Annotated in this window: 24 protein-coding genes; 1 reads left to right on the forward strand and 23 read right to left on the reverse strand. The window is 50.9% G+C overall.

What is annotated here, in order from left to right; genetic code table 11:
- Nucleotides 1–33: 33 nt before the first annotated feature.
- The 23 genes from NV375_RS10985 to NV375_RS11095 form a co-directional block, all read right to left on the reverse strand.
- On the reverse strand, nucleotides 34–1,266 hold the full coding sequence (locus tag NV375_RS10985; protein WP_258808256.1) for a beta-ketoacyl-ACP synthase: 1,233 nt from the start codon (nucleotides 1,264–1,266) through the stop codon (nucleotides 34–36).
- Nucleotides 1,266–1,994, reverse strand: a complete 729-nt coding sequence (locus tag NV375_RS10990; RefSeq protein ID WP_258808257.1) for a 3-ketoacyl-ACP reductase FabG2 — start codon at nucleotides 1,992–1,994, stop codon at nucleotides 1,266–1,268. Before NV375_RS10990 ends, NV375_RS10985 begins: the two co-directional genes overlap by 1 nt.
- Nucleotides 1,987–2,445: a hotdog family protein gene (locus tag NV375_RS10995; protein WP_258808258.1), complete on the reverse strand. Its 459-nt coding sequence runs from the start codon at nucleotides 2,443–2,445 to the stop codon at nucleotides 1,987–1,989. Before NV375_RS10995 ends, NV375_RS10990 begins: the two co-directional genes overlap by 8 nt.
- Nucleotides 2,429–3,652 (reverse strand): beta-ketoacyl-ACP synthase, encoded by a 1,224-nt coding sequence (locus NV375_RS11000; RefSeq protein WP_258808259.1) that lies wholly within the window; start codon nucleotides 3,650–3,652, stop codon nucleotides 2,429–2,431. Before NV375_RS11000 ends, NV375_RS10995 begins: the two co-directional genes overlap by 17 nt.
- Nucleotides 3,652–4,245: a DUF3261 domain-containing protein gene (locus NV375_RS11005; RefSeq protein ID WP_258808260.1), complete on the reverse strand. Its 594-nt coding sequence runs from the start codon at nucleotides 4,243–4,245 to the stop codon at nucleotides 3,652–3,654. Before NV375_RS11005 ends, NV375_RS11000 begins: the two co-directional genes overlap by 1 nt.
- On the reverse strand, nucleotides 4,230–5,483 hold the full coding sequence (locus NV375_RS11010; RefSeq protein ID WP_258808261.1) for an NAD(P)/FAD-dependent oxidoreductase: 1,254 nt from the start codon (nucleotides 5,481–5,483) through the stop codon (nucleotides 4,230–4,232). The genes NV375_RS11005 and NV375_RS11010 overlap by 16 nt, the downstream gene beginning before the upstream one ends.
- Before the next feature lie 12 nt (nucleotides 5,484–5,495).
- Complete coding sequence (locus NV375_RS11015; protein ID WP_258808262.1) at nucleotides 5,496–7,781, reverse strand: hypothetical protein; 2,286 nt, start codon at nucleotides 7,779–7,781, stop codon at nucleotides 5,496–5,498.
- The gene (locus NV375_RS11020; RefSeq protein WP_258808263.1) at nucleotides 7,765–8,331 is read right to left on the reverse strand and encodes an outer membrane lipoprotein carrier protein LolA; all 567 of its coding nucleotides are present in this window, start codon (nucleotides 8,329–8,331) and stop codon (nucleotides 7,765–7,767) included. The genes NV375_RS11015 and NV375_RS11020 overlap by 17 nt, the downstream gene beginning before the upstream one ends.
- Complete coding sequence (locus tag NV375_RS11025) at nucleotides 8,328–8,738, reverse strand: acyl-CoA thioesterase (protein WP_258241015.1); 411 nt, start codon at nucleotides 8,736–8,738, stop codon at nucleotides 8,328–8,330. Before NV375_RS11025 ends, NV375_RS11020 begins: the two co-directional genes overlap by 4 nt.
- A 2-nt stretch (nucleotides 8,739–8,740) precedes the next feature.
- Complete coding sequence (hutH, locus tag NV375_RS11030; protein WP_258808264.1) at nucleotides 8,741–10,282, reverse strand: histidine ammonia-lyase; 1,542 nt, start codon at nucleotides 10,280–10,282, stop codon at nucleotides 8,741–8,743.
- Nucleotides 10,272–11,231 (reverse strand): acetyltransferase, encoded by a 960-nt coding sequence (locus NV375_RS11035; protein WP_258808265.1) that lies wholly within the window; start codon nucleotides 11,229–11,231, stop codon nucleotides 10,272–10,274. The genes hutH and NV375_RS11035 overlap by 11 nt, the downstream gene beginning before the upstream one ends.
- Nucleotides 11,228–11,971 (reverse strand): glycosyltransferase family 2 protein, encoded by a 744-nt coding sequence (locus NV375_RS11040; protein ID WP_258808266.1) that lies wholly within the window; start codon nucleotides 11,969–11,971, stop codon nucleotides 11,228–11,230. Before NV375_RS11040 ends, NV375_RS11035 begins: the two co-directional genes overlap by 4 nt.
- A gap of 4 nt (nucleotides 11,972–11,975) precedes the next feature.
- On the reverse strand, nucleotides 11,976–12,341 hold the full coding sequence (locus NV375_RS11045) for a hydroxymyristoyl-ACP dehydratase (protein ID WP_258808267.1): 366 nt from the start codon (nucleotides 12,339–12,341) through the stop codon (nucleotides 11,976–11,978).
- An 11-nt stretch (nucleotides 12,342–12,352) separates the two neighbouring features.
- The gene (locus NV375_RS11050) at nucleotides 12,353–13,660 is read right to left on the reverse strand and encodes an AMP-binding protein (RefSeq protein ID WP_258808268.1); all 1,308 of its coding nucleotides are present in this window, start codon (nucleotides 13,658–13,660) and stop codon (nucleotides 12,353–12,355) included.
- The gene (locus NV375_RS11055) at nucleotides 13,635–14,183 is read right to left on the reverse strand and encodes a hypothetical protein (RefSeq protein ID WP_258808269.1); all 549 of its coding nucleotides are present in this window, start codon (nucleotides 14,181–14,183) and stop codon (nucleotides 13,635–13,637) included. Before NV375_RS11055 ends, NV375_RS11050 begins: the two co-directional genes overlap by 26 nt.
- A gap of 2 nt (nucleotides 14,184–14,185) precedes the next feature.
- The gene (locus NV375_RS11060; protein WP_126773723.1) at nucleotides 14,186–14,440 is read right to left on the reverse strand and encodes an acyl carrier protein; all 255 of its coding nucleotides are present in this window, start codon (nucleotides 14,438–14,440) and stop codon (nucleotides 14,186–14,188) included.
- Nucleotides 14,441–14,448: 8 nt separating this feature from the next.
- A complete protein-coding gene (locus tag NV375_RS11065) occupies nucleotides 14,449–14,715 on the reverse strand; it encodes a phosphopantetheine-binding protein (protein ID WP_258808270.1) in 267 nt (88 codons plus the stop codon).
- Nucleotides 14,696–15,493, reverse strand: a complete 798-nt coding sequence (locus NV375_RS11070; protein WP_258808271.1) for a 1-acyl-sn-glycerol-3-phosphate acyltransferase — start codon at nucleotides 15,491–15,493, stop codon at nucleotides 14,696–14,698. The genes NV375_RS11065 and NV375_RS11070 overlap by 20 nt, the downstream gene beginning before the upstream one ends.
- Nucleotides 15,483–16,148 carry a beta-ketoacyl synthase chain length factor gene (locus tag NV375_RS11075; RefSeq protein ID WP_258808272.1) on the reverse strand — a complete coding sequence of 222 codons (666 nt, stop codon included), beginning with the start codon at nucleotides 16,146–16,148 and terminating at the stop codon, nucleotides 15,483–15,485. The genes NV375_RS11070 and NV375_RS11075 overlap by 11 nt, the downstream gene beginning before the upstream one ends.
- Nucleotides 16,149–16,238: 90 nt before the next feature.
- Nucleotides 16,239–16,895, reverse strand: a complete 657-nt coding sequence (locus NV375_RS11080) for an START domain-containing protein (protein WP_258808273.1) — start codon at nucleotides 16,893–16,895, stop codon at nucleotides 16,239–16,241.
- A complete protein-coding gene (locus NV375_RS11085; RefSeq protein WP_258808274.1) occupies nucleotides 16,896–17,150 on the reverse strand; it encodes a hypothetical protein in 255 nt (84 codons plus the stop codon).
- Nucleotides 17,151–17,168: 18 nt separating this feature from the next.
- A complete protein-coding gene (locus tag NV375_RS11090; RefSeq protein WP_258808275.1) occupies nucleotides 17,169–17,552 on the reverse strand; it encodes a hypothetical protein in 384 nt (127 codons plus the stop codon).
- A gap of 15 nt (nucleotides 17,553–17,567) precedes the next feature.
- The gene (locus NV375_RS11095; RefSeq protein WP_258808276.1) at nucleotides 17,568–17,939 is read right to left on the reverse strand and encodes a DUF423 domain-containing protein; all 372 of its coding nucleotides are present in this window, start codon (nucleotides 17,937–17,939) and stop codon (nucleotides 17,568–17,570) included.
- A gap of 57 nt (nucleotides 17,940–17,996) precedes the next feature.
- Between NV375_RS11095 and NV375_RS11100 the strand changes: the two genes are divergently transcribed.
- Entirely contained in the window at nucleotides 17,997–19,280 is a 1,284-nt protein-coding gene (locus NV375_RS11100) for an acetyl-CoA hydrolase/transferase family protein (RefSeq protein WP_258808277.1), read from the forward strand.
- Nucleotides 19,281–19,291 lie beyond the last annotated feature (11 nt).

The raw sequence follows: 19,291 nt of genomic DNA on the forward strand, positions 1-19,291 counted from the left end.
ATATGTCCCTTTTAGTTATTTTTTGTTCCAGAATTACTGATTCCAACGCTTAAAAATAAGCGATGTGTTGATACCACCGAAAGCAAAATTATTGCTCATAATGTAGTCAGTTTCTACTTTTTTAGGAGCATCCACAATATAGTCGAGTTCACCGCACTCAGCATCGATGTTAACGAGGTTAATCGTTGGTGCGAACCAACCTTCGCGCATCATTTCAATACTGGCCCATGCTTCGATAGCACCACACGCTCCCAAGGTATGACCGAGGTAGCTTTTCAATGAGCTAATCGGCATACGTGCACCAAATACCGCGGAGGTTGCTTGTGACTCGGCGATATCGCCGCGATCGGTGGCGGTGCCGTGGGCATTGACATAGCCGATTGCCGCTGGTGCCAACTGCGCATCATTTAGGGCCTGGCGTATGGCAACTTCCATTGTTGCGGCGGTCGGTTGCGTGACATGAGCACCATCGGTGTTAGTACCAAAGCCTACCAGCTCAGCATAGATCTTCGCGCCACGCGCTTGGGCATGCTCAAGTTCTTCAAGAATAAAGGTTCCGGCACCTTCGCCAATGACTAGACCATCACGATCACGGTCGAACGGCCGTGGCGTGCGCTCGGGGGAATCATTGCAGGTACTGGTGGCATAGAGCGTATCGAAGACCACAGCTTCAGATGGGCAAAGCGCTTCGGCGCCACCGGCGACCATCATTTGTTGTTGTCCATACTTGATGGCTTCGTAGGCATAGCCAATGGCTTGCGAGGCAGATGTACAGGCCGAGCTGGTGGTATACATTCGACCTTTGAGTCCAAAAAATACGCCAACATTCACCGCGGTGGTGTGCCCCATGCTTTTGATATAAGTTGTGGCGTTAACACCTGACATATCTTTGTTCGCAAGCATATTGCCAAACACAATCATTTCATCGGTTGAGCCGGTTGACGAGCCATAAGCCACGCCGCAACGACCATCCTGAATACTGGGATCATCCAGGAGGCCAGCATCTTCGAGCGCTAGCTCACTGGCGCGGGTTGCCATAATGCTGACCGTACTCATGGAGCGAACGTCTTTGCGCGAGTAATGTTTGGGTTTTGTGAACGGTGGTTGGATAGGGGCTGCGAGTCGTGTGTTCAAACCGTCAAAGGCATTCCATTCAGGCATGTGAACCACGGCGTTGGTGCCAGCCAATAAACGCTCACGAAATTGCTGCCACGAATCACCAAAAGCGGTGATGCTTCCCATCCCTGTAACTACAACCCGTTTCATTAAACTAACCCACCATTAACTGAAAAAACTTGACGCGTAATGTACGCAGCGGAATCTTCGAATAAATACCCGACCAAACCGGCAACTTCTTCGGGCTTACCAGCGCGCTGCATCGGAATCATCGACAAAATATGATCCTGATGCTCTAACGTATCGGTCATGTCAGTGTCAATGAGTCCTGGCGCGACACAATTGACCGTAATCTTGCGTTTGGCAAGCTCGAGTGCAAGTGCTTTGGTGGCACCAATTAATCCTGCTTTTGAGGCACTATAGTTCACTTGGCCGCGATTGCCAGCGATGCCTGAAACCGATGCAATGGTCACAATGCGACCACCTTGACGCAAGCGAATCATCGGCATGGTCAATGGTAAAAGTACATTGTAGAAACCATCTAAATTGGTATGAATGACACTATCCCAGTCGTCGTCAGTGAGTGCTGGGAAGGCGCCGTCACGGGTAATACCGGCGTTGCAAACTGCGCCATAGTAGGCGCCATGCTCAGCAATATCGGCCTCAATAGCAGTGCGGCTTGCGGCACGGTCAGCGACATCGAATTGCAATAAACTCGCGTGCTGACCAAGCGCTTCTACTGCGCGGCAAACTTGCTCGGCGGAACGCTTATCACTGCGACAATGAATCGCAAGATCAAACCCTTGTTGCGCTAGTTTGAGCGCGATGGCCTTGCCGATTCCTTTCCCGGAACCGGTGACGAGTACACGTTTACTCATAGGTATCCTCAATAAATGCAGCCTCATCGGGCGGCTGAAATACATTAATCTTGGCGTTGGCAACAACCGTTTCCTGGTGTTTAATTTCACACTGAAAAACGCTCAATCCAGAGCTTTCGGCGTGAATCTCGGCAACGTGAATACTATAGGTTTCGCCTAATGCAAAACGGTCAATTGCGCATTGATACTTTCGTGATCCTAACAAAAAGCCGATCTTGATGTCTTCGCCAGCACCACGGTTACGGTAGCCCGCCGCAGCAGCAATACTCTGTGCCATGAGCTCAACTCCCACATGTGCAGGAAGTCCTCCCAGCTCATCACGGTAGAATAGATTGTCAGTGGTGATGGTGACTTCGCAATGCGCCGTGGTCTCGACGTTATCGCCGTCAATGAAGCGGTCAATCAGACGCATGGGTGGTTGATGTTTAATGAGATCAGTCAATGTCGTCATTCGTTGTGCCTCCCGCTTCACTACGGCTAAAAATCAGCGCCACGTTATTGCCGCCAAACGCAAATGAATTGCTCAAACAGTGTTGGGCGCGGTGTTCGAGTTTACTGTCGCTAGTGACCAACGGTAGCTTTTCAATTGCATCGTCATAGTCGCCATCATAACAGTGCTTAGGGAGCTGACCCTCGGTAGCGTTTAGGGTGAGCCAGCATAGTGCCGCTTCGAGTGCACCAGCCGCACCAAGGGTGTGACCGGTCATAGGTTTCGTTGAGCTAGCGAAGGCATGGTTTAATTCTAATGACGCGAGGGCGCTTGCCTCCATTGCATCATTTAGCGCTGTTCCGGTGCCATGCAAATTGATGTAATCGATAGCCTGCGGCGCGAGGTTTGCTTGACGGAGTGCCGCGCTAATAGCGAGCTGTGCGCCGCGACCATGCGGTTCCGGAGCCGTCATGTGATAAGCATCCGAAGCATGGCCAGCGCCACGAAGGTAAATCTGATCCGCTGCGTCAGCAAGAGGCTCTCGTGTAGCAATAAAAAAGGCGGCGGCTTCACCAATATTGATGCCATCACGCTGCTTGCTAAACGGCTGACATAAGCCCGCAGAAGTTGACTCTAATGCGCGAAAGCCGTTTAGGGTTAAGCGACAGAGTGAATCGACTCCGCCGACAATCACGGCGTCTGCGAGACCACTGGAGAGGATTTCACGTGCGCTCATCAAAGCTCGTGCACTCGAGGAACAGGCAATGGATATACTGTAGCGAGGTCCACCGACGCCACAGTAATGCGCGATAAAATCAGCTGGCGCGGCCATTTCTTGCATGCTGTAATGAAAGCTGTCGGGTAACTTTTGCTGTTGTGTGTAGTGCTTCAACGCATGCTCACCCTCAGCTATGCCTGAGGTGCTGGTGCCGACAATGACCGCAACACGTTCTGCGCCAAACTGTGCTTTACAATTCTCGATTGCGCTGCGCAGGTTCGTGAGCGCAGCTGCCGCTAATCGATTGTTGCGGGTCTGATAGTTGGGCGGCAACGCGGCTAAGGATGGCAATTGCTCGTCCGCAACCTGGCCAGCAATAATAGGTGTGCCGTCCACCAACGGAAAGTTGCTCGTTTGCATGCCGCGTTGACTGCCGCGCACTGCATTTTGCCAAACCTCGTGCAGGTTATTCCCCAGCGCGCAAATAACACCAAGATGGTTTAAATACATCACTTTTGCTCTCCTTCAAGAGCGGGGAACTCTAACATTTCTATGCTGAGTTGGCGCAGTTTGATGTGATAGCCAAAGGCGAGATGCTCAACCAGCATACCGCTGTCGTTAAAACTCAGGCGCCATAAGATCGCTCCGGTCGGTGAACTCAGCAAACGGCCATTGTCAGTTACCTGCAGCGACGCGCCGTGCAAATTGGGTTGTAGGAGATCGACAGGCCAATTCACCAGTTGCAAGGTGGCGAGCATTTGTTTGATTAAACGCGGGTCATCAAACGGCGCGATGCCACTCGCAGTAAACCGCCCCGAGGCATCAAGAGCGGCACGCCACAATTCCTGTCCTAGTGGACTTAGACCCACCATGGTGAGGCCTTTGGCGCTGCGGGCGCTGCTCACTTGCAAGGTGTGTTGCCCTTGCGCAGGATGTGACCATTCGACGAGCATCAACTCTTGTTGCGCTGGGCCAGGCCAATGACTCACGAGCTCAAGTCCAGCCTGCTCGCTGACCGGCGTCCAAAGTGATGATTGCGGCGGTGTGGCTTGGCAGCCCACAAGCATGAAGAGCGCGAATAAAAGCGTTAAGATTCTTGGCATAACTCGGTCACCACCTTTAAGCGCCGTTCGCTTTCGCGGACAAATGGATTCTGCAAATCCCACGCGTATCCTGCCAAAATCGAGCAAATCATTTGCTTGATTGTAGCTTGTTGATGCGGATAAAAAATCACGTCTTGAAACGAGCAATCGTACCAACCTTTTACGTAGGTGCGAAAGGTATCGATGCCTTTGCGCAAGGGCGAGCTAAACTCTTGTTGCCAATCCACCGTTTCGCCGTTGAGTTCACGTAATACCAGCGGCACCGCCATAATTGCTGATTTCAGGGCGATGGTAACGCCTGATGAGAAGACCGGATCAAGAAACTCTCCGGCGTTTCCGAGCAAGGCGTAACCCTTACCATGCAATTGTTTTACATTGGCCGAGTAACCGGTGATGATTTGCTCATCGCGAACCACGTCACAGTCACCCAGCACTTCGAGCAGATAGGGTTCATCCTCTACTTTTCGCCACAAGGCGGCTTTCGCATTGCCATCGTCAGCGAAGAAGCGCTCACTGCCAACCACCCCTAAACTTGCAGTGCCGTCGGCAAATGGGATTAGCCAATACCAGATCTCTGGGTTGGTTGGGTGCACCGTAATGAGAATTTTATTACGGTCAAAAGATGGGTGGTCAAGTTCCGTTTTGACATGGCAGAAGGCTGCTTGGCGCACGGGAAAGTCGGACGGATACTCTAAATCAAGTAGGCGTGGTAGTACCCGTCCAAACCCACTGGCATCGAGCAAAAAGGCACAAGTGACGTCGAGTTGTGCGTCATCCGCTAGGTTGCGTAGCTTAACGCAATGCTTGCCGTCATCCTGCAACGCTACTTGTTCGACTTGCATGCCATGTTGAACCTCTGCACCGTAAGCCGTTGCTTGTTGAATGAGCAATTGATCGAATTTTTCGCGTTTGACTTGAAAAGTAGTGCCGGGACCGGTTGATGACTTCTCGCGAAAATCAAATACGGTATGCTCCCCGCCACGGTAAAAAGCGGCGCCGTCTTTGAATTGAAAACCAAGTGCTTGTGCGTGTTGCTCAACGGTGTCACGAAGCCCCGCCTGTTCCAAATACATCATGCATTGCGGCAACAGGCTCTCGCCAATTGAAAAGCGTGGGAACTGCTGCCGTTCGAGGACCAGCACTTTCTTCTCTGCTTGTGCGAGCATGGCCGCGGCAGCTGCACCGGATGGGCCTGCGCCGATGATGATGACGTCGTAATGAGGGTGGGCTAAAGACACGCGTATCTTCCTTTACACTGAATGAGTCGAGTTTGCTGGTGTCAGCAGCGGTACAAGTACCGCTGTGATGGCAACACCAATAAGTACGGTAACGCCGAACGAAGCAATGGCTGCTGTTTGACTAAAACTAAGTGCACCAAAAGCGAACATGGTCGTCAATGCTGAAATACTGATCGCCTGCAGCGCATGCGCACGTGGTATCCGACTGGCGCAAAAAATGCCGTAATCGATACCGAGCACGATGACTAACATCGCGCCGACGAAGTGAAATGCATTCAATGGCTGCCAAAGCGCGGCAATGGCTAACGCACTGCTTAGTGCGGTAATGATAATCGCACTTACGTGCAGGCTGGCGAGGTAGCGCTGTTGCCGGCGACTATAGGGTAAGCGCCAACTTAAGACGATGAAAAGCAAGATGACCAGCGCCATCATCCACTGCATAAGTTGGCTGCGATAATGGCCTAAAGCCTCGCTCGCTTGGGTTAAAGGACTAAAGAGCTCAACGCCATTAAGTGCCGCTATGGCTTGGGTAAAGTCATTATTAGTGGTACTTCCGCGTAACCTAATTACCCCGACAACGGGCTGTTTAGCATCTGCCGAGGTATAAAAGAAGTTCTCGTACAGTGGGTGTGCCTTGGGTAGTTGTTGGCGGCTCGAGAGGTTCGCTTGTGGCGGTTGAATTCCCAGCCACGCGAGGTAGTCCTGGCCTGCGGGTTGTTGCCATAGCTGCGCTAAAGCGTCGCTCACTTGCTGCTGTTGTTGCGGCGTAGGGACATAATCAAACCAACTCTGCCAACTGGTGAGCCAGCCTTGCTGTTGCCAGTCGACAAGACGTCGATGAACCCGTGCATAGCGTTGATACAGCTCATTCATACTTGTGGCTTTTATCAAAATCACTTCTGAATCATAAAAGGCCTGCGTTTGCTCACGCATTTCTTGTTCTTGTGCGAGCAATGATTCACTTGATGTTGCCAATAATTGGACGGCGTCGTCGCTGCGATACGTCTGCCATGCTGCAATCGAGCAGGTGATGGCAAGGACAACAAGAATGATGCTGCCGGTACGGGGTGCAACATGTTGATAGCTGCGTGCGACCTTTTGGTGCAAACGTTGCCAGCGCAAAGTTGTCGGTTTGGTTAAACCAAGCGCTGGAATAAGTAACACCAATCCAGTCACACTAACCAACGCAGCCGCCATAAACACGCCAAGCTGCTGTAGTAACGGCAGTGACAATAGCGTCAGTAAAAGAAAACCGACAATCGTTGTAGCTGCGCCGAGCAGCAAGGCTGGCACCACTTGCTGCCAGTTATTTTTGCCATGGCTGGCGCCAATGCTCGCGTGGAACACATAATCAATGCATAGGCCAATCAAAGTAGTGGCAAAAACCAATGTTAGAACGTGGGGCGAGTTAAAACACCACATGACCGCGGTGACGCCGACGAGGGTCGACACACTTACCACCACCAAGCTGTAGAGTAGATGCAGCAGGGAGCGAAATACCCACCACAGCAAAATGAGCACAAACGCTAATGACAAGCCGCCAAACCAAGTCATCTCATATTTTGCTTGAGTGGCTGCCGCGTCGGTGTGAAACACCAAACCACTGCGAATGACTTCATGTGGGATTGCGGTTGCCGTTAACGCGCTAAGCAGCTGTTCGGTGTGCGCGACAACCGTGCGCGAGTGCTCTTGACTCAGCGTGTCGGCTTTACTCTGCAATGCCACCACAATGCTTGTGTGCGTCGCCGAGTGACGAACATAAAGAGGCCCCTCTGCAGCAAAGTTGGGTAACGGCTCGGGTAACGCCTCGACCAAGCGTTGACTGAGCAACAATGGGTCTTGTTGAATATCGACCCATAGCGGTAAGGGCTGCTGTAGTCGCTGTTGTGCGTATTGAATAAGCTGTTGTGGATTCTCGCGCAGCGTCGTCAGATCACTCGGCGAGGCCCATTGCCCCGCGTACTCGGCGTAGATTGAGACAATTGCTTGCGCATCCAGCTGTTGCAGCGGCTGAATCTCAGCTTCACTGCTCGTTAGCTCTGCAAGTTCTTGGCGTAACGCGGTGGCAAATGCAGCGAAGTCGTCGTTGGCGACGGTAAACAACAACATGAAGCGTTGTTCGTTCGGTTGTTGATGGGCCATGTAAACTTGCTGTGCGGGATCAGCCTCTTGTGGCAGTGTATCGAGCAAACTGCTTTGCCAAGATACTGCAGGCAAGCGCAGCCAGAACAAGCCAGCGGCGAGCAGGACGACGATAGCGATGCTTAACCATGCGGCAAATTTAGTGCGCAGCCACACCGTTATGCGCCTCATAGTGGAAGGTGATAGAGCTCCGGTTGCCTTGTTGCTCGATGAGCTGAATGCGCTCAATGGAGCTGTTACCGCAGCTTTCAATGGCTTGCACAAATTGCTGCAGTTGCTCTAATTTGGGCGTTAAGGTCAAACAGTCCGCGGCAAGTTGCACTGAAAAATTCTTATCGATCGCTTCGGCGTCACCCTGTAATACGGCGAGAAGGAGTTGTGCAATCACAGCACTACCGCGCATTGCGGCTTCGCCATCAGGCTGGATACCTGTAGCAGTGATCACCAGTCGTTGGTCTAACGGTTCCTTGGTGTGCCACACCACTTTATCAGCGGCGACCGTTAAGGTCCCAGAACTCAGCAAAGCACGCGGTAACCCCTGGATCGTACGCTGTTGTTCGAAGTCGACGGCAAAAGGTAATGGCTGTTGTTGCTGCTGCAAAAATGCGAGTACTTCCGGCTCTAGTGGTTGCTCGTTGGCGTGCGTACATTCGCTCCACAGCAGCGCGCCGATGATGAGAACGCGAAGTAGGACACGCGGCGTCATGAGCGCTGTACTCCTAGTTTATCGAACAAGATATCGGGTGACTCGAAGAGCATTTCTTCACTAGCAATATCGACCGCGACCTGAATGCTTGTCGCCTTGGTGAGGACTTTATGCGTATCACAACAACGAATCACATAGTCAATACGGAGGCGATGCTCCCACTCGCTGAGTTTGGCGATGACCTCAATGTCTTGGCCATAGCGTGCTGACGCGACATATTTAAGACGCAAATCAACAATCGGCCATAGGTGACCATTGGCCTTCATCGTGGGGTAATCATAATCAAATTGGCGCAAGAGCTCGCTGCGAGCCATCTCCATGTACTTAACGTAGTGACCGTGCCACACCACATGCATAGCATCGACGTCAAAAAAGGGCACATTAATTTTTAAGCGCGCTTCAAACATGCTTAGTCCTTGTATAGATCCCAACGTTGCTGACGAACTTGTTCCAGCCAATAACGCAATTCTGATTCTAGCGGGCGATCTTCGTCAATCAGCGCAAACTCTTGCGCGATGTCCGCCAGCATCGCTTCAATCGCGGCGGCTGGCTTACGTAAGTCAGGATTCTCGCGGCGCCGTAGTTGCACAGCTTGATAAGCCGCCAGTAACGTTGCTACTAAAACTTGTTCGGTGAGCTCGAGTACACGTAGACAGTCTCGCGCCGCAATAGTGCCCATGCTGACCTTATCTTGATTGTGGCATTCGGTGGAACGCGAAAATACACTCGCTGGCATGGTTAATTTCAGCGCTTCTGCGGTCCATGCCGAACAACCAATTTGCAAAGCTTTGAAGCCATGGTTAATGGTCGCGCGTTGGCCCGTTGCCGCTGACAAGTTGGCTGGCAACCCATTATTCATTTTGGTATCCATGAGCAAAGCCATCTGGCGATCGTGTAAATCGGCGAGGTTAGCGACTGCAGTTTTCATGCTGTCCATGACCATCGCTATGTGGCCACCGTAGAAATGACCGCCATGCAATACATGTTCGCCGATACCGTCGATGATTGGGTTGTCATTGGCACTGTTTAGTTCGTTCTCAATGGTTTCCGCAAACCACGGTAAGGCATCGCGCAAAACCCCAATAATATGTGGCGCACAACGAATGGAGTAACGGTCTTGTAAACGATCCGAGTTACGAGGGTGCTCGACATGATTGATGTCTTGCTGAATCCAGCGCGCAACTTCTTGTTGTCCACGGTGCGGTTTGACCGCAAAAAGTAGTTCATCAAAGTGGTTACTGTTACCATCCAGTGCAATACTGGCAAGCGCTGTAACTCGAGTGGATAACTGACTTAAGTATTCAGCGCGATGCCATGCTTGGCATGCTAGTGCGGTCATCACCGCAGTGCCATTCATGATCGCAAGACCTTCTTTAGGACGTAAAGTTAGCGGTGCAAGATTGAGTTTCGCGAACGCTTCTTTACTGGAGATCGTTTGTGCACCGAACCGAACCTCGCGCTCGCCAATGAGCGCACCTGCTACGTAGGACAACGGGGTCAAGTCACCACTGGCGCCAACGCTGCCTTCTTCGGGGATCAACGGCAGTACGTTCGCGTTGATCATGAGCACCAAACGTTCCAGCAGCTCCCAACTCACGCCAGAATAACCTTGCGCCAACGAGCACAGGCGTGTGGCTAAAATCGCGCGCACGCTATCATCAGCAAAATGCCGGCCGAGTCCGCAGCCATGAAAGCGCGTCAAATGAATCGGTAGTTCGTGGGCGAGTTCAGTCGGTACAGTGACCGTGCAGCTATCCCCGTAGCCTGTCGTAACGCCATAGATAACGCCATCTTCGCGTAATAACGTATCCAAAAAACGGGTACCCGCAGCAATACGCTCACGCAAACTAGGATCCTCACTTAGCTGCGCTTGGGCTTTGCCTTGGCTTAGGCGAATGATGTCGTTGATGGTTGTGCGTTTACCACCAAACTGAACGTTCTCAATCGGCATTACCTACTGTTCCTTCTGTCTGTTGTTGCCAAAAGTCGAAAAAATTAAACCATTGGTATGGGTAACGTTGACACAAATTTTCGAGTTGCGCGACGTATTGCGCTAAAATTGCTTCGATATGTTGATGTCGACTGCGGCGCGGTAAATGGAGTCGCTCGGTAACAAAGTCTAAGTGCAAGTCGTAGCCCTGACCGCTCGCATTTCGCACGCAGAATAAAAAATAAACCGGGCATTCCAAAATACTGGCTAAAACCCAAGGGCCGATTGCGAACTGTGCTGGTTCGCCAAGAAAGTCGTGGGTAATACTTTGGGTGGGATCGGTGACCGACGTGCGATCGCCGACAATGACCACAAACTCACCTTGGTCGACCCGCTCACGCAACATGATTGCGAGTCCCATGTCGATGTTGGTAACCTGAATAACATCCACAGCGACGTTTGGATTGAGTTCGCGTAAGGCGCGGTTAAAGGCTTGTGCATGTTCGGTAAAAACCAATACATTCATGCGCTTGCAATAACTGCTACTGGCAATCGCGCGTGCCACTTCCAAGTTCCCTAAATGGCTACCGATAAGAATCCCGCCCTCAGGTCGTTGCTCAAGGTCACGAAAATGGGTGTTTCCGCAGTTTTTGACATGCTGCTTGTTAATCCGTCCAATCCAAGCGTCTGTCTTCGCTAATGAGGCAAGACCAAACTGCCAGAAATGCTTTAAACTGTTACGCCACGTTGGCAGTTTTTGAAATGGTGAAGCTTGGCCGCTATACCCGTGAAGCTTGCGCAAATAAGCCATCGACGCCTTCCGGGCTGTGGTCCCGGTAAGGAAAAAATAGAAAATGACTGGCGCAAGCACGAGGCGCATGAGGAGATGCCCGCCGTATTTATATGCACGCAACACAATCAAAATACCCAAGTAATTGCCGCGTTCTTTGGTGGTTGCCCAGTGCTTCATGCCGCACTCCGACGTAGTCGTCGTGCAACAAGACGTGGTGCCCGCAGCAACATGCCAAAAAACAAGCGAGTGTGCATTTTTGAAATAAGCCAATTATCGGCAAAACCCTGGAAATGCGAACGGCCACCCTCGGGGTAAATAACTTGGGTCGGAATAAACCGCACGGGTACGCCGCGCCAGTACATGCGCACCATAATTTCAATATCAAAGTCCATGCGGTTACCTGGGCGGTGCTCGGCAATCGCTTCGAGGGTTGCCGCGAGCGGATAAACACGAAAACCACACATGGTATCTTTTACCTGCAAGGACAAGGTCTCGATATGCACCCAAAAATGGGTGATCTTACGCCCAAACTTACGCGCGGTTGGAATCGAAGCATCGTACTGTGGCGCGCCGCTGATAAGGGTTTCGGGATGTTGTTCGGCTTGTCGCCAGAATTCGGGGATATCGCCCGTATCATGTTGACCATCAGCGTCAATTTGTAAGCCATGGGTCATTCCCGCTGCATATGCCTGTTCAAACCCTGCCATGACCGCGGCACCTTTACCTGAGTTTTGCGGTAAGGTGTGCAAGTGCAGTAAAGGGGTACGTTCAACGAGCTTGCTGAGTTCTTGTTTGGTGGCGGCATCGGAGCCGTCATCCACAATAAAAATGGGCAATTGGAACGGACTCAACGCCGCTACCGTGGCTGCGATCGTTTCGTGATGGTTATAAATGGGAATTATGAAACAAGCGTGCATAAGGTCAATTCGCTTCGGTAAAAATGAGACGCCCAGACGAGTAGGCTTGGTCGTTATGGTGATAACGGAAAACGACGCAGTCGGCGCGTTTCCACTCCAAGCTTAAGGTCACGTTCGCCTTTGGCAAAATCATATCGTTAAACTTTAACACTTCGATTTGTTGAACTGTACGCGGTGTTTGCCAATGGTCTGCAGCAAGTTGGATCGCCCAGTCGAGTTGCGTCACGCCAGGTAATAGCGGCGCTTCTGGGAAGTGGCCTTGCAGGTAGAGACAATCGGGTGCAAGCGTAAAGTGCGCGACTAAGTGAGGACGCCCGTTGGTATGTTGAAACTCGGTGAGCTCGGTAAAATCTGGGTAGGTAACGTTCATCAATCGCTCTCTTATTCACTTGCTTCGAACAGTTGTTGCAACATAGCTAACGTGGTTTTGCCACTCGCGTTACAAGGTAATGTGTCAACATAGCGGAACTTACGCGGTAACACGACTTTATCGAAGCGTTGTTGCAAATGCTCACGGATCTTACGGCGCATGTCTAAACGTCCCTCTTGCGCAAGTTGCTGTTGTCCTGCAGCAGTTAACACTAGGACTAAGCCAAGGGTAGTTCGCGGCTGGTAAAGTTGACAGGACTTTGCTTTGTCAATCCAAGGGTGCGCTTCACAGAAGCGTTCAAGTTCTGCCAGCGAAACGCGTTTTTCGGCAATTTTCACAATACGATCAGCACGGCCTAGTACATTGAATTCATCAGCGCTAAGTAGTTCCACCTTATCTGTCGTCGTGAACAGCGTGTCATCGGGTAGGTGCGGCGACCGCAGTTGCAGGCAATGCTCGTTATTCACGCCGATTTCGACATCCGTAAAGCGGCGGAATGCTGTCGTTGTAGCGCTGCGCTGCCGCCAACCGATACCACCGGTTTCGGTGCTGCCATAGATTTCGAACGGGGCGGCGAGACCTGCGCCGATAAAACGCTGTGGAACCTGATCAGCAAGAGGTCCTCCCGAGGAAAACACGGCACGCAAGCGCGCTGGGTGGTGCTGCATGTGCGTAAGGTCGTCGAAACGCTCGAGATGCGCTGGACTACTGACGATACAATAAGCATTTGCTTGTTGATGGTGTTGTTGCCACTGTTCAAGGTATTCCACGCGTTGTGCGACCAAACATCGGCCGACGCAAACCGGCCAAATAACGGTAAAGAGCAACCCATAGATGTGTTGATGTGAGATCGTCGTTATCACCTCTGCATCGAGCAATGTTTCACCAAAGGTCGATTCAAGGGTTTGCACTTCATTGAAGAGTTGTCGCGCAGATTTACGAATTGCTTGGGGTTCACCACTTGAGCCTGAAGTGAATAATGTCAACGTGGTTGCGAGTCGGCCACTGAGTGGCTCGAGCTCTGATGACTGAACAGCTTGAGGCAGCTGTCGCGGCAATTCGGCGTCGATGACAGTAGACACTAAGCGCAACGTTTCGCTGTGGTTATTTTGCGGCATTACCGGTTGGCGGTTTTCGGCAAGTAAAGCAAAGAACCACACGGTAAAACGATAGCTATCGCCATCAAATAGCAACCAACGTTGCTCTGAACGCGCCTTAAGCCACTGCCGTGCAGCTTGAACATCGACGTCAAATCCATGCCAAGGTGCAGTCTTTGGTAGGTTGAGGAACCAATTAGTGGTGTCGCTTTTTAACCACATAGCGAATACCTAATTCGATCGTGAAGATGAGAGCCATCAATACATATGCAATGACGCCGTTGTACCAAGTCCAAACACTTAGGTTAGCTTGTGTTGCGGTCCACCATGCAATGCTGCCATTCAGCAAAAAGAAAAGTGTCCAAACGATCGTTACTTTTTCTGTGTAGCTTACTGCAGCGGGCGATAGCTCTCCTTCCATGGCACTTGCTAAGCGCGTAATAATTGCCGGCTTACGCCAAAGCGAGCTGGCAAAAAGTATCAAAAAGCCAAGGTTCATCCATACCGGATAAAACAATGCCCCTGCCTGTGGGCCGAGTAGCCAAGCTCCGATGACGACACAAAGGGTTGCGAAGAGCACGACGTAACTACGCGGCTGTTGCCAGTCAGCAAGCCACACTTGTGGTATGACAAATAAACACAGTAACCACCATAAATGTTGGCTGTAACCTGCGTGCACTAATCCTGCAACCCAAAGCGGGTAGGTAGCAAGACATAGGTAAGAGAGAGCACGCAGAATTCGCATGGTTACGCTGGTTCGTGCATGAGTTTGACGACCTCATTGACGACATCTTCGACGGTACGTACCGCTTTAAATGCATCTGGACTGATCTTCTTTCCGGTAATCTCACGTAACTTCACTACGAGGTCTACTGCATCGATGCTGTCGAGATCGAGATCTTGGTATAGATTGGCGTCTAACTTGATCTCTTCAGCATCGATCTCAAAGTCCTCCGTGAGGATTTGTACAAGTTGTTGATAAACGTCTTCTTTGGTTTCCATGGTCATTCTTATCCCTTGTGACTGGCAACGAAGTCGGCCAACGTATCTACACTGTAAAAATGTTTCTTGGTGTCTTCAGAGTTCGCGTCTAATTTGACATCAAACTTCTTTTTGATGGCTAAGCCCAGCTCAAGCGCATCAATTGAATCGAGGTCGAGGCCGTCATTGTCATCGCTGAAAAGCGGTGCGCTGTCTTTGATGTCGGCAACGGTAATATCTTCCAAATCGAGTGCTTCGATAATGAGTGTTTTAAGCTCAAGTTTTAAAGTTTCCATTACTTTCGAGTACCTTATTGTAATAATCTTCGAGATCCCGTGTGAGCTTGCGCGCGGCAATGCTGGGTTGCTCAGTCTGGTAGCTGGTTGTCGGCACGCTACGTAAAAACTCAATGGTTAGCGTTGGCTTGGTTTTTGGCGCACAGTACCAAGGCTCATTTTTTATCAATGTAACGGGGTCACAGCAAATACGTAACGCCGCCATGTCATTTTGGGTACGCAACGCAAGATTTGCCGGCCCCCGTTGAAACCGAAAGGGTTTCCCTGGTTCTGTGCGTGTCCCCTCGGGGAAAATAATAAGGTTATTGCCTTGTGCAAGTGAACGCTCACAATCATCAACTAAACCTTCGGGGTCGCCATTGCTGATGTAACCGGATGATTTTATCACACCTCGCATAAAAGGATTACGCCAAAGGTGCGCCTTAACCACACAGTCGGCATTGGGCACAAATGAAATGAGTGCGACGATATCAATCAAGCAGGGGTGGTTGGCAATGATCACTTGGCCGCGGCAGTTTTGCAGTTGCTGACGCGCGGGAAAAGCGAAGTTAAAGACGCCAGTAAAGCGCATGAAGCCAATGAAAAAACGGAATGTGCGTTGCACCATGGCTTTCGCCATTTGCTGCTGACGTTGGGGATCACCGTAGGCGCGTAACTTCAATAAAGGCAGTGCGGTGAGCGACATTACCAGCCCACCTAAGCCAAAAACGACAAAACAGAGACCAGTCGCAAGACGCCGCCAAGTATGCTGTAAAAAATGTACAGATCTAGCCCACATACCAGCTCCACGCTTGCTTACCTTGCAGTTGGACTTCGCCTTGGCCATGTTGGCTGATGAGTTGATGCAGTTGTTGCACCGGTGCTAACAGGCCGGTCTTTTCAGTGCTAGGCTTCGCTTCAAATTGTAGTGGGTGGCCTTGCTGATTGCTTAGTAGTACTGCCATTGCAAAAGCGTGTTCAGGTAACGCTGCATGTCCGGTATAAGGTTCTGGCGGAGGTTCGTCGGCATAGATGAACACCACTTCGGAATGTTGCTGAAGCTGTAATAAAGCCTCCAACCAACCCATGGCAAATGAGTCGTCACCAGCGGCGACCGTAGTCATTGCCGCAGTATTGTCGAGCAAAATACTCAGTTGTCCAAGTGCCGCATTGTTGACTGACAAACTAAATTGAGTGGGCGATAGCTGTTGCTCATCCGCGAGATCATGTAAAAGACGAATCGTCCGATGTAAGTCACCGTGTTGTGTTGCCAGCACAATAGGCGTGTTTGCTACTTGTGGATAGTCGGCAATCAATTGATAGACCACTCGTACTAAGAGTTTTGCGTACGGGCTTAAACGCCGACGCGTTCCCGCGGGAAGTTCTCGCAGTATCGTATCGGCAACGACATCGTCTTGTAGCGCTAAGGCACTGGTCTTGGTGAATGCTTGCATGGGCGGCAATTGATTGAGTTTGAATGTATAAAAAAAGAAGCGGGATAATACACAAAGCCGCGGGTCTTTTCAAAAACTTAACACTTGCATCTAGGGTTCGACAATACCCTCATACGGACGTTGATGATTCTCTAATGCGGCGGGCAAGCGAGCAAGTGTTTTCTTCAATGCTTCAAGTGCGGCGCTACGCGCGACCAAACCGAGTAATGCCCCTGCTGGATCCGCGTAACCTTGGTAGGTGATTCTCAGTTGTCCGTTCGCTAATGGAAAGAGTTGCCATTCTGCGGCGAGGTTGGTGATACGGACACCATCAGTAGGTATGTCGTAGTCATTATTGGCATTTTCGACGGTTATCGTCACAGCTTTAGTAGCGGGGTCTTGGTGCCACACACTGCGCGTGACCATGTCGCGCCGTGCAACCAAGAAAAAACCAGAAAACACAGTATGGACAACATGTGTGTGCGCATCAGGTTGTGCGAGCACCGTTGCTTTTTCGGCACGTGCTAACCACGACGAGATGTTCTCAACATCTTCGAGTAAATGAAGGAAGCTGCCGAGTTGTGCTGTAACGACAAGCTCGGCACGCAGCTCGAGTACCTTGTCCGCACGCTCGCGGTAGTCAATAGTGTAGTGTTGATTTGCGACAGCGGGTTGCCATGTGTCGTGCTGCTGCGCATGCGCAGATGCGACAAAGAAAAGCCCTAAGCAGAAACTTAGGGCATAGGTTTTAGCTACAGCGATGTTCATTTAGGGCTGCAGTGCTTTGACTTGAATAGTCATTTGGATGTCATGGCGTAGATTATTGACCCAGCGGTTGTAGTTGCTCATCACCCACCCGCGTTGGGCGCCCGCTTCAATAATCGCCATACGAATTTGCTCGTGACTTAGTTGGTGGTTGATGGTGGCAGCGTTAACATCCTTGATGGGCGCACTGGTAGAGCAGCCAAGAAGAGTAAAACTAAAAACGCATACAGCAAGTATTTTGAGAAATGCAGTGGTCATCGTAAATTCCTTTTTCATTTAGCGTAACAGCAATAACTTCAGTGGTTGGTTTACGGGCACGAATTCTGTGATCCCTGTATCACAATGATAGGCGCCAACCAGAATTTCGTCACCATGTTTGATAAATGCTGAGGTCATCCACCCTAATTCAGTTGCCGTTTGGTCGGCAGCGCAAGGAAGTTTAGCGGCGGCTAGCTGTGCTGCGCTAGGTAACCGCCACGGAGGATGACTCTCCACTTCACGATTCAGTTCGAAGACCATGCGTTTTGCTTGATTCCAGTTCACTGGGGAGGTCTGGATGCAGACGGAAACGTCGGTCGGCAATGTTGCCGAGCATTGCGCAAGCTCGTGTTCATTAGCGGCAAGAGCGACCGCAAACAGTAGACCTAGATTCACTTGCATCGGCTCCGTGGTAACTTACAACTCTTTCAGAACTGCCCAGAAAATCCAAATCCAACCGATGATAAAGCAGGCACCGCCAACTGGAGTAATCGGGCCGAACCAGCGTATGCCAGTGAGCGCCATCAAGTAAAGACTGCCAGAAAACAATGCAATGCCGGCGAGCAAGATCCAGCCTCCGGTACGTAAGCCGCTGGCTTGCGGGTAGGGAATAAGTAGTGCCGCGACCATGAACAAACCTAGCGCATGATAAATGTGATATTGCACACCCGTTTGGAATACGCCGAGCATTTCGGGTGATAACTTTGCCTTAAGTGCATGTGCCCCAAATGCCCCAAGAATTACCCCAAGAGCCATATTGATCGCACCCAACATTGCGAATACTTTCATGGTATGCCTAAGCTTTAACAGTTGAATACTGCTTACTTTATCGTAAAAGGAGTTGAAATGCGTGTTGCAAACGCTGAACAAGCGCTAGAAATTTTATCTGATAACGACGTCATTTGGTGCCAATCAATGGCTGCAACCCCCTATAAACTGTTGCAGGGATTGGCCGAGGTGGCGCTGCAACGGCGCAATATGACATTACTGCAACTCCACACCGAACATAGTGAGGTATTGTCGGATCCAACCTTGCAGGGGCATCTACGTCAACGTGCGTTCTTTGTCGGCAAATCTACCCGTGCGGCAGTCAATGAAGGGTTAGCCGATTATGTGCCGATTTTTCTGTCGGAAATACCGAAACTGTTTCGTTCGGGCGAGCAGCGGTTGGATGCGGTGCTGATTCAGGTTTCAGCCCCCGACGCACACGGTAACTGTAGTCTTGGTATAAGTGTCGAAGCGACACGGGCAGCCTTGCAAGTAGCGAAAAAGGTTATCGCTTGGGTCAATCCAAAGATGCCGCGCACCCATGGAGATTCGTTCATTCATGTCAGTCAGATTGATCGCTATTTTGAAGAAGCTGCAGCAATGCCGATTCACGAGCGACCCGCGCAAAGTAAAATTACCACGCGCATCGGTGAACGCGTGGCTGAACTCATCAATGACGGTGATTGTTTGCAAATGGGCATTGGTGCCATTCCCGATGCGACTTTGGCATGTTTAGGCAACCATAAAGATCTTGGTATACATACCGAGATGTTCTCGGATGGTGTACTTCCGCTTGTGCAAAGTGGCGTGATTAATAATTCTCGCAAGCGTAAACACCGAGGTCGTATTGTGACCACCTTTGCAATGGGCAGCCAGCAGCTATACGACTTTGTCGATGACAATCCACAGTGTGCGTTCTTAGATGTGGAATACACGAATGACACCTCTGTGATCCGCCAAAATAAACAAGTCATGGCGATCAACAGCGCCTTGCAAGTCGATGTTACTGGGCAGGTTTGTGCCGATTCGATTGGCACTATGGTGTACTCCGGAGTCGGTGGGCAAATGGACTTCGTTCGTGGGGCTAGTTTATCGGAAGGTGGTCGTTCAGTGATTGCGCTGCCAGCGACAGCTTGTGGTGGTACCGTCTCACGTATCACGTCGTTGTTGGCACCAGGCGCTGGAGTCGTGACCACGCGCGCCCATGTGCACTATGTGGTAACTGAATACGGCGTAGCCAATTTGCGCGCAAAAAGTCTCACTGAACGTGCCACCGCACTGATTCATATTGCGGCGCCACAATTTCGTGAACAACTGGCGCGTGAAGCTCAAAACGATTGGGGCTTGAAGGTACATATCTAAAATTGTGCAAC

This window comes from Pseudidiomarina sp. CB1, assembly GCF_024752025.1.
Classification (GTDB): domain Bacteria; phylum Pseudomonadota; class Gammaproteobacteria; order Enterobacterales; family Alteromonadaceae; genus Pseudidiomarina.

What these genes read in the sequence shown, in the direction of transcription:
- NV375_RS10985 (WP_258808256.1), bottom strand. Translation starts at nt 1,266, where the DNA reads ATGAAACGGGTTGTAGTTACAGGGATGGGAAGCATCACCGCTTTTGGT.
- NV375_RS10990 (WP_258808257.1), bottom strand. Translation starts at nt 1,994, where the DNA reads ATGAGTAAACGTGTACTCGTCACCGGTTCCGGGAAAGGAATCGGCAAG.
- NV375_RS10995 (WP_258808258.1), bottom strand. Translation starts at nt 2,445, where the DNA reads ATGACGACATTGACTGATCTCATTAAACATCAACCACCCATGCGTCTG.
- NV375_RS11000 (WP_258808259.1), bottom strand. Translation starts at nt 3,652, where the DNA reads ATGTATTTAAACCATCTTGGTGTTATTTGCGCGCTGGGGAATAACCTG.
- NV375_RS11005 (WP_258808260.1), bottom strand. Translation starts at nt 4,245, where the DNA reads ATGCCAAGAATCTTAACGCTTTTATTCGCGCTCTTCATGCTTGTGGGC.
- NV375_RS11020 (WP_258808263.1), bottom strand. Translation starts at nt 8,331, where the DNA reads ATGACGCCGCGTGTCCTACTTCGCGTTCTCATCATCGGCGCGCTGCTG.
- NV375_RS11025 (WP_258241015.1), bottom strand. Translation starts at nt 8,738, where the DNA reads ATGTTTGAAGCGCGCTTAAAAATTAATGTGCCCTTTTTTGACGTCGAT.
- hutH (WP_258808264.1), bottom strand. Translation starts at nt 10,282, where the DNA reads ATGCCGATTGAGAACGTTCAGTTTGGTGGTAAACGCACAACCATCAAC.
- NV375_RS11035 (WP_258808265.1), bottom strand. Translation starts at nt 11,231, where the DNA reads ATGAAGCACTGGGCAACCACCAAAGAACGCGGCAATTACTTGGGTATT.
- NV375_RS11040 (WP_258808266.1), bottom strand. Translation starts at nt 11,971, where the DNA reads ATGCACGCTTGTTTCATAATTCCCATTTATAACCATCACGAAACGATC.
- NV375_RS11045 (WP_258808267.1), bottom strand. Translation starts at nt 12,341, where the DNA reads ATGAACGTTACCTACCCAGATTTTACCGAGCTCACCGAGTTTCAACAT.
- NV375_RS11050 (WP_258808268.1), bottom strand. Translation starts at nt 13,660, where the DNA reads ATGTGGTTAAAAAGCGACACCACTAATTGGTTCCTCAACCTACCAAAG.
- NV375_RS11055 (WP_258808269.1), bottom strand. Translation starts at nt 14,183, where the DNA reads ATGCGAATTCTGCGTGCTCTCTCTTACCTATGTCTTGCTACCTACCCG.
- NV375_RS11060 (WP_126773723.1), bottom strand. Translation starts at nt 14,440, where the DNA reads ATGGAAACCAAAGAAGACGTTTATCAACAACTTGTACAAATCCTCACG.
- NV375_RS11065 (WP_258808270.1), bottom strand. Translation starts at nt 14,715, where the DNA reads ATGGAAACTTTAAAACTTGAGCTTAAAACACTCATTATCGAAGCACTC.
- NV375_RS11070 (WP_258808271.1), bottom strand. Translation starts at nt 15,493, where the DNA reads ATGTGGGCTAGATCTGTACATTTTTTACAGCATACTTGGCGGCGTCTT.
- NV375_RS11075 (WP_258808272.1), bottom strand. Translation starts at nt 16,148, where the DNA reads ATGCAAGCATTCACCAAGACCAGTGCCTTAGCGCTACAAGACGATGTC.
- NV375_RS11080 (WP_258808273.1), bottom strand. Translation starts at nt 16,895, where the DNA reads ATGAACATCGCTGTAGCTAAAACCTATGCCCTAAGTTTCTGCTTAGGG.
- NV375_RS11085 (WP_258808274.1), bottom strand. Translation starts at nt 17,150, where the DNA reads ATGACCACTGCATTTCTCAAAATACTTGCTGTATGCGTTTTTAGTTTT.
- NV375_RS11090 (WP_258808275.1), bottom strand. Translation starts at nt 17,552, where the DNA reads ATGCAAGTGAATCTAGGTCTACTGTTTGCGGTCGCTCTTGCCGCTAAT.
- NV375_RS11095 (WP_258808276.1), bottom strand. Translation starts at nt 17,939, where the DNA reads ATGAAAGTATTCGCAATGTTGGGTGCGATCAATATGGCTCTTGGGGTA.
- NV375_RS11100 (WP_258808277.1), top strand. Translation starts at nt 17,997, where the DNA reads ATGCGTGTTGCAAACGCTGAACAAGCGCTAGAAATTTTATCTGATAAC.